The sequence below is a fragment of the Paeniclostridium hominis genome, from assembly GCF_014306135.1.
In the GTDB taxonomy this organism is placed as follows: domain Bacteria; phylum Bacillota; class Clostridia; order Peptostreptococcales; family Peptostreptococcaceae; genus Paraclostridium; species Paraclostridium hominis.
Genome location: NZ_JACRWD010000010.1, coordinates 39,888 through 46,854, shown reverse-complemented (window position 1 = coordinate 46,854; position 6,967 = coordinate 39,888). Strand labels below are relative to the sequence as shown.

The 6,967-nt window shown below is 26.6% G+C and carries 9 protein-coding genes; 4 read left to right on the top strand and 5 right to left on the bottom strand.

All coding sequences use genetic code 11. The features are described from left to right. On the bottom strand, window positions 1-1,272 hold a 1,272-nt coding region (locus H8891_RS14115), incomplete at its 3' end, for a thiol-activated cytolysin family protein (protein WP_187006888.1). Between the two features lie 172 nt (window positions 1,273-1,444). Further along, window positions 1,445-1,744 (bottom strand): hypothetical protein, encoded by a 300-nt coding sequence (locus tag H8891_RS14110; RefSeq protein WP_187006887.1) that lies wholly within the window; start codon window positions 1,742-1,744, stop codon window positions 1,445-1,447. A 249-nt stretch (window positions 1,745-1,993) separates the two neighbouring features. On the opposite strand from H8891_RS14110, the gene H8891_RS14105 reads away from it, so the two are divergent. Genes H8891_RS14105 through H8891_RS14090 form a run of 4 tightly spaced genes read left to right on the top strand, consistent with a single transcriptional unit; the run spans window position 1,994 to window position 5,428 of the window. Further along, window positions 1,994-2,542: an RNA polymerase sigma factor gene (locus H8891_RS14105; RefSeq protein ID WP_207723632.1), complete on the top strand. Its 549-nt coding sequence runs from the start codon at window positions 1,994-1,996 to the stop codon at window positions 2,540-2,542. Beyond that, window positions 2,511-3,275 carry a hypothetical protein gene (locus H8891_RS14100; RefSeq protein WP_187006885.1) on the top strand — a complete coding sequence of 255 codons (765 nt, stop codon included), beginning with the start codon at window positions 2,511-2,513 and terminating at the stop codon, window positions 3,273-3,275. The genes H8891_RS14105 and H8891_RS14100 overlap by 32 nt, the downstream gene beginning before the upstream one ends. Window positions 3,276-3,285: 10 nt before the next feature. After that, a complete protein-coding gene (locus H8891_RS14095; RefSeq protein ID WP_187006884.1) occupies window positions 3,286-4,161 on the top strand; it encodes an ABC transporter ATP-binding protein in 876 nt (291 codons plus the stop codon). A gap of 10 nt (window positions 4,162-4,171) precedes the next feature. Then, window positions 4,172-5,428 (top strand): ABC transporter permease, encoded by a 1,257-nt coding sequence (locus H8891_RS14090; RefSeq protein WP_187006883.1) that lies wholly within the window; start codon window positions 4,172-4,174, stop codon window positions 5,426-5,428. 38 nt (window positions 5,429-5,466) lie between these two features. On the opposite strand, the gene H8891_RS14085 is transcribed toward H8891_RS14090, so the two are convergent. From H8891_RS14085 to H8891_RS14075, 3 genes are all read right to left on the bottom strand, one after another. Next, window positions 5,467-5,625: a YvrJ family protein gene (locus H8891_RS14085; protein WP_187006882.1), complete on the bottom strand. Its 159-nt coding sequence runs from the start codon at window positions 5,623-5,625 to the stop codon at window positions 5,467-5,469. A gap of 83 nt (window positions 5,626-5,708) precedes the next feature. Beyond that, on the bottom strand, window positions 5,709-5,942 hold the full coding sequence (locus tag H8891_RS14080; protein ID WP_187006881.1) for a DUF2922 domain-containing protein: 234 nt from the start codon (window positions 5,940-5,942) through the stop codon (window positions 5,709-5,711). A gap of 24 nt (window positions 5,943-5,966) precedes the next feature. Next, the gene (locus tag H8891_RS14075) at window positions 5,967-6,206 is read right to left on the bottom strand and encodes a DUF1659 domain-containing protein (protein WP_147547944.1); all 240 of its coding nucleotides are present in this window, start codon (window positions 6,204-6,206) and stop codon (window positions 5,967-5,969) included. Window positions 6,207-6,967: the final 761 nt, after the last annotated feature.

Genomic DNA, 6,967 nt, shown 5'->3' with positions numbered 1-6,967 from the left:
TTTATGAGTTAAAATTTCATTACCATCTTTATCATATGAAACTTCATCCCAAGATACATCAAACTGAGCAACATAAGCTCCACTATGATCTAGGTTTATTTTTCCTTTTGAATATTCTGTAGATGTAGTTTCTATATAATCTGTTTTATTATGTACTGCAGCTATTGAATTATCTTTTAAGAATGTGCTTGTATAAGAAATTGGATATGCAGGATTTTTTAAGCTAAAAGTTGCATTATCTTTTATTACATTTCTTATCTCATCAAAGTCTTTAGTTACAACTTTATTATGAGCTTGAGCATCTCCACCTAAAACAACGGCTGTAAATGAACTATTCTCAAATATATCTTTGTATTGAGAACTGTTGCTTGCACCATTGTTCTTTATTAAAGCTTTAAATGCTGCTTGTACATCTTTGCTCTTAGAATTTGTTTCTAACTTTACATAAATAGTTCTACCATAAGCTACATTAGAAACCATAAGTGGTGGTGCTTCATTGCTTACACCTTTTCTAACTAGCTCTTTAAAAGTTACACTATCATCAAATAAATCAGATGGATTATTTGGAAGTTGAGCACTTACAGTATAAAATATTTGCTTATACGCTGCTATCATAACTTTTTTTTCTCCATTTGAAATTGCATTAAAGTCTATTCCAAGTGAATTATCAAGAACTTTTGCATTAACGTTAAGTGCATTTGAAATTTGAGATTTACTATATACCATAGACTCTAAATATTGAGTTCTAGCAGGTAATGTATGTGTTTGTGAGTTTTTATCGCTCCAATTAGATACTAATTCATCTATTGCTCCAGATACATTCCCATAAGTTGGATTTTGAACTGTAACTGTATTATCCTTTTTCATACCAGGTAAATCAATACTAATATTTATTGGCTTTCTTTTGCACATTAAAATATTTGGTCTATTTTCAACAAAAGAATCATCTGCAGTTTGTAGTGCCCCTGGGTATGTACGATCTGTTACAGAATCTACAATTGATATATCTACTGGAGATGTTGTAAGTGTTTTTTTCTTACGCTCTACTACAATAAATTTATTATTTGTTTTTATCCCCTCTTTAGGAACAACATTTTCAATAGTATCTCCATTTCTAGCTAGTATTTCATTTTTGTTGTACTTTAAGTTAGCTATGCCGTTATCTATATCTTCACTATTAGGTCCTTGAGCAAAACTTGTGAATGTACAAGTACTCATTCCTAATGCTATTGTAGCACAAGCTAATGACTTTGTTATTTTTTTAATTTTCATATTTAAACGCCTCCTCTCTTTAATTATTAATACGGATAAATTACTTAATTTTTTATGGTGAATTGGTTATTTTACTCCAAATAAATACAATGTTAATCCATTTAAGTATAAAAATACCCTTAAAGTCCATTTATTTGGATTTTAAGGGTATTAACTTACTAATTTTAATTAATTATTCAGGAATAGAAAAACACTTATTTATAAGTGCCTTAAGTGTAAGCCCTAATATAAGCATAAAGAAAACAACTATTAAAACATTTGTAAATTTATTTAAAATAGTAGCACTTCCAATTACAACAACAAATAAAACACACTCTAGCCTTAAACGTTTATCATAAGTATTATATTTTTCAGCTGAGATTCCAGTATTTTCAAGGCGCTCTAGTTTAACTAATCTATGATATCTATTAGAAGTTAAGTATAAAAAAACTAAAACTAAAATTTCGCCTATTATATTAAAAATATCAAACATATTGTGTTACCTCCTTATTTGAATCAAAATAAACCTCCCATAAAATTTTAAATCTATCTTAACATTTAAAACTTATATAATGATAAAATTGGACTAAAATGATTTTAATTTGGAGTGAAATAGTAAATTTTGAACTATATTTTAAAAACATATTTAAAATACATTTATTTAGACTTTGTAAAAAATAATTAAATTATTTCTGCACATTTTTGATTTTAATATTGTTAAACATTATGAGGAGGTGATGTGTTGGTAAATCCTATTAGGAAAATTAAAAATGGTGATTCAAATATAGCTGAACAAATTGTTAGTGAAAATTATGATGCTATTTATAAATACTGCTACTTCAAAGTTGGAAATAGTGAAGATGCACAAGATATTACACAAGAAGTTTTCTTGAATTTTGTAAGAAATATAAATACATATTCGGATAGAGGAAAACCAAGAGCATTTCTTTATACAATAGCTAAAAATCTATGTATTAATTGGATTAAAAAGAATAAAACAGAGTATTTAGAATCAACAAAAGAAATTATAGATATTTCTGCCTCAGAACATATTGACAGTATCACAGATAAAATAACACTTAAACACATTATTGATAATCTCCCAAAAGAACAACAAGAAGTCATAGTTTTAAAATACGGCCATGATTTAAAAATTAATGAAATTGCAACGATTATAGGCAAGTCGCGTTTTACAGTTAGATATAGGATAAATTTAGCCTTATTAGCAATTAAAAGTAAATTAAGTGGGAGTGATTATATTGAAGAAAAACTTAGAAAAAGACTTACATAAATTATATAAAAATGTACCTCCACCAAAATCTAGTAGTATTCAAGATACTATCTTAAAGGTACGTGAAATAGTAAATGAAACTCAATGTAGGAGATTAACATTTTGGGAGTTTTATTTCCAACAATTTGGATTTATACGTAAAAAGGTATGGGTCATTCAATTTGCAATTTTATTATTTTGTGGTTTAAGGCTATATTCTTATCCAGCATCAATGCAAGTAATTAACTTAATTTCATCTATAGCTCCATTAATTTATATATCTACATTTACAGAACTTTCAAGAGCTTACACATATAAAACTGTTGAACTTGAATTATCTACCCAATATACACTAAGTCAAGTAATGTTATCACGTATAAGCATACTAGGACTTATGAATATCTTAAGCATAACAATTTTAGGTATTTTTGTTGGAATTAAGACATCACTTTATACTTATGAAATATTTTTATATATTTGTGTACCATTTATGGTAACTTGCTTTGGGTGCTTATGGATATTAAATAAATTTAAGAATAAAGAAAGTAACTATTATAGCTTTGCTTTTGGAGTCTTTATAATGGTGATTGTCTCAATATCTACATCATATTTACCTAAATTATATATTTCATCTTCATTATGGATTTGGATTGTTATGCTTGTTATTGCAATAATTGGAGTAGCTATACAACTTTACAAGTTAGTTATTAATTGTAATAAAAAATATGATTGTATGAACTTAAATCACATTTAGGAGGTTTAATATGGAATTAAAGTTTGATAGATTGACAAAACAATTTAGCAATAAAATTGCAGTTGACCGAATTAGTGTTACTTTAGAGCCAGGAATTTATGGGTTACTTGGAGCCAATGGATCTGGAAAAACAACTCTTATGAGAATGATATGTGGTATTCTTAACCCAACATCAGGAGATATACTACTAAATGGATCTAGTATAAATTCTTTAGGTGAAAATTATCGAAAACTTATTGGATACTTACCACAAGACTTTGGATATTACCCTGATTTTACAGCTAAGGAATTTATGTATTACATAGCAGCCTTAAAAGGAATAAACAAACAAAATGCAAAGATAAAAACAAAAGAACTTTTACAATTAGTTGGATTATCAGATGTTTGTAATAAAAAAATCAGGACTTTTTCAGGTGGTATGAAACAAAGATTAGGAATTGCACAAGCAGTATTAAATGACCCTAAAATTTTGATACTAGATGAGCCAACAGCAGGTCTTGATCCAAAAGAACGTATACGTTTTAGAAATTTAATTTCTAATTTTTCAAAGGATAAAATAGTTATTCTTTCAACTCATATTGTTTCAGATATTGATTATATTTCAGATAAAATAATAATGATGAAGAGTGGTCAGATAATTCTTAATAGCTTAAGAGAAGGTGCAACCAAAGAAATAGACAAAAAGGTATGGAAATGTACTATCCCAAAAAACAATGTAGATATGATTAGTGGAAAGTATCGTGTCGTAAACCTACAGCATGATAGTGAGGATAAGGTTTTACTTAGAATCGTAAGTAATATAAAGCCTACTGAAAATGCAACCAATGTTGAACCTACACTTGAAGATTTATATTTATACCATTTTGATGATATGGTATCACAATAGGGGGTATAGTATGAAAGATTTATTAGTATTTGAACTTAAAAAAATTATAAGAAAAAAACTAAATATAATTGTGATTCTAGGCAGTTTAGCTTTAACAGTAATGCTATTTTTACTTCAACCTATACAATTTTTGTCATTTGATAAGGATGGTAACCAAAGACGAGGTTTTGATGCTATTGAATTAGAAAAAAGGTCACAAAAAGAACTTGAAGGGACATTAACAGAGGAAAGAATTACAAATGATATTTTAAAATATCAAGAGCTATTTAATAATCCTGATAATTTTGTTATTAATGATGGTAAAAAAGAACTAAATAATTCAACTTTTAACAAATATATAAACCCTAAATTATCTTACTTATGGTTTATTAATAATAACTATATAAATTCAAAGTTTTCTGATCGTTCTTTTTCAGAAATTGAGAATTTACCTCTAGAAAATGGAGCAAACTTTTATGAACAAAGAGAGAAAAAAATATCTCATATTTTAAATGCTAATTATGAAGATTGGAATTACTCTGATAATGAAAAAGAATTTTGGTATGAAAAAAATAAAGAAGTAGCAAAACCATATGAGTATGGATATCATGAGGGATGGGAGGCTATATTTCTGTGTATTGAACTAATGGTCCTTCCAATATTAGCAGTTTGTATTTGCATTGCACCTGTATTTTCGGGAGAGTATCAATCTGGTGCTGATAATATAATACTCTCTTCTAGATATGGAAAATCAAAGTTAATAGCATCAAAAATATTAGCATCATTTATTTTTGCACTTATTATATATACAATAAATGTTTTTGTAGGATTGGGAATTGTATTATTTTCATTTGGAATAGATGGATGGAATCTACCTATACAAATTATAAATTCTACAACACCATATTCTTTAACATTTTTACAAGCAACTATTATTTGTGTTGTAACTTTATATTTGATAATGCTTGCAATGGTATCTATTACATTATTATTATCATCAAAAATGAAAACACCATTTCCAGTTTTAATTGTTATGATTTGTATAATAATTATTCCATTATTCTTTAATGTTAGTCAAACTAATGGTATTTGGAATCATATTTATATGATTCTCCCTTATACATCATGTCAACCCGTCTTTGATATGGATATTACAAATTATTTCTCATATCCATTCCCTGGTTTTACAATGGATGTGATTACAATGAGAATGGCGCTTTACTTAATACTTAGTATTATTTGTGTGCCTTTTGCATATCGAATTTTTAAAAACCATCAAGTAGTATAGTTATTTATAAATAAAAGAGCCGAGATAAATTTTATATCTCAGCTCTTTTTATTATTTAATTCATAAATATTTTGGCTTAAAGAATTTATACTTGTACTTAGGCCTTCTAGTTTTCCTTCTATACGTATTAATAAATACATTGTAACGATAGCAGGAAACCCTAAATTTGACACCAATTGCATTAAATCCAACTCCATCAATATATTCCTCCAAATAATCTTTTAAATTGCTAAGAAAGCCCCTCATTAGCTCAGAGGGGCTTTCTTAAATGTAATATGTATTACGCTACTTCCAAATCAAATTCTGTAGTTTCTGTTTGAACAATTCTTGCATCTACTGAAGCAACTATATCAACTCCATTAGGTTCAAATATATTTTTCTCTATTATTACATCCATAGCATTTTTTATTTCTTCTTCTGTTAAATCTTCTCTTGGATCTGTTACAAATAAGCTTACTTTTTTGCCTAATGTATTTAAAAAAGTCATTACTAGTTTAGTTTCTATTTCTCCCATTTTCTATTCCTCCTATAGTTTATATTAATTTAACTCAGTATTATCTAACTTTATTATTGAAAGTTTATCATGCTGTTGTAGTGATATTAGTGTTTCTGCTACGTTTAACACATCAAGAGATGCTGCACTTGCTTTTACATTTGAGTAACTTCTTGATTTTACTATTGTTTTTCCATCATCATTTAAACCACAATCAAATTTAATTTTTAGTGTTGAGTAATTTTTTGTTTCTGATACTTCTGTAGATAATCTATTATCTGCCATAGTATAACCCCCTTTTAATTTTACTTTTAATCAATTGATTAATTTCATTGTAGTAATTTAATTCTTTTAAGTCCTAAAATATATTTGAGGATTATTTTTCAAAAAAATATATTCTAATATTAAAAACAAGATAAAGTTCAAATATAAATCAAATCTTTTGTGTTAGATTAAGAAAATATTAGCGCTATAAAGGTAAAAAAATTATCTTTTAATATAAATGGTCAAAAATAACAATTAAACCTCGTACAAGCTAATTTACGGGGTATTTTTGTGTGTTTATTTGATAGGTATTAAATGGATTTGGCAATTATAATTCTTTTATTTTCTAAAATGATATTTTCTGTTAGTTAAATATATATGGAACTATTAAATATAACACTTTGATAACAGTATCAATTTTATAAAATTTTTATATGTATATTTATTTGATGTTTATCTATAAAAATAGGTCAGATTAGATAAGAAAAAAGACCTTTACTAGTCTTTACTAGTATTTAAAAAAAGTATTTATAAGTATTTAATAGTATTTAGACATGGTTTAAAGTATTGGAAATACTAATGTTGGGTTGTTTAAATGTGTCAACTTGATAACGAAATGTGTCACTTTGATAATTAAATGTGTCAACTTGATAATTTAAATGTGTCAACTTGATAATTAAATATGTCAACTTGATAATCAAATGTGTCACTTTGATAGCAACAAAAGTGTCAGATTGATAAAATTGACACTTTTATTTTGACATGATATATTTTGATTTAAG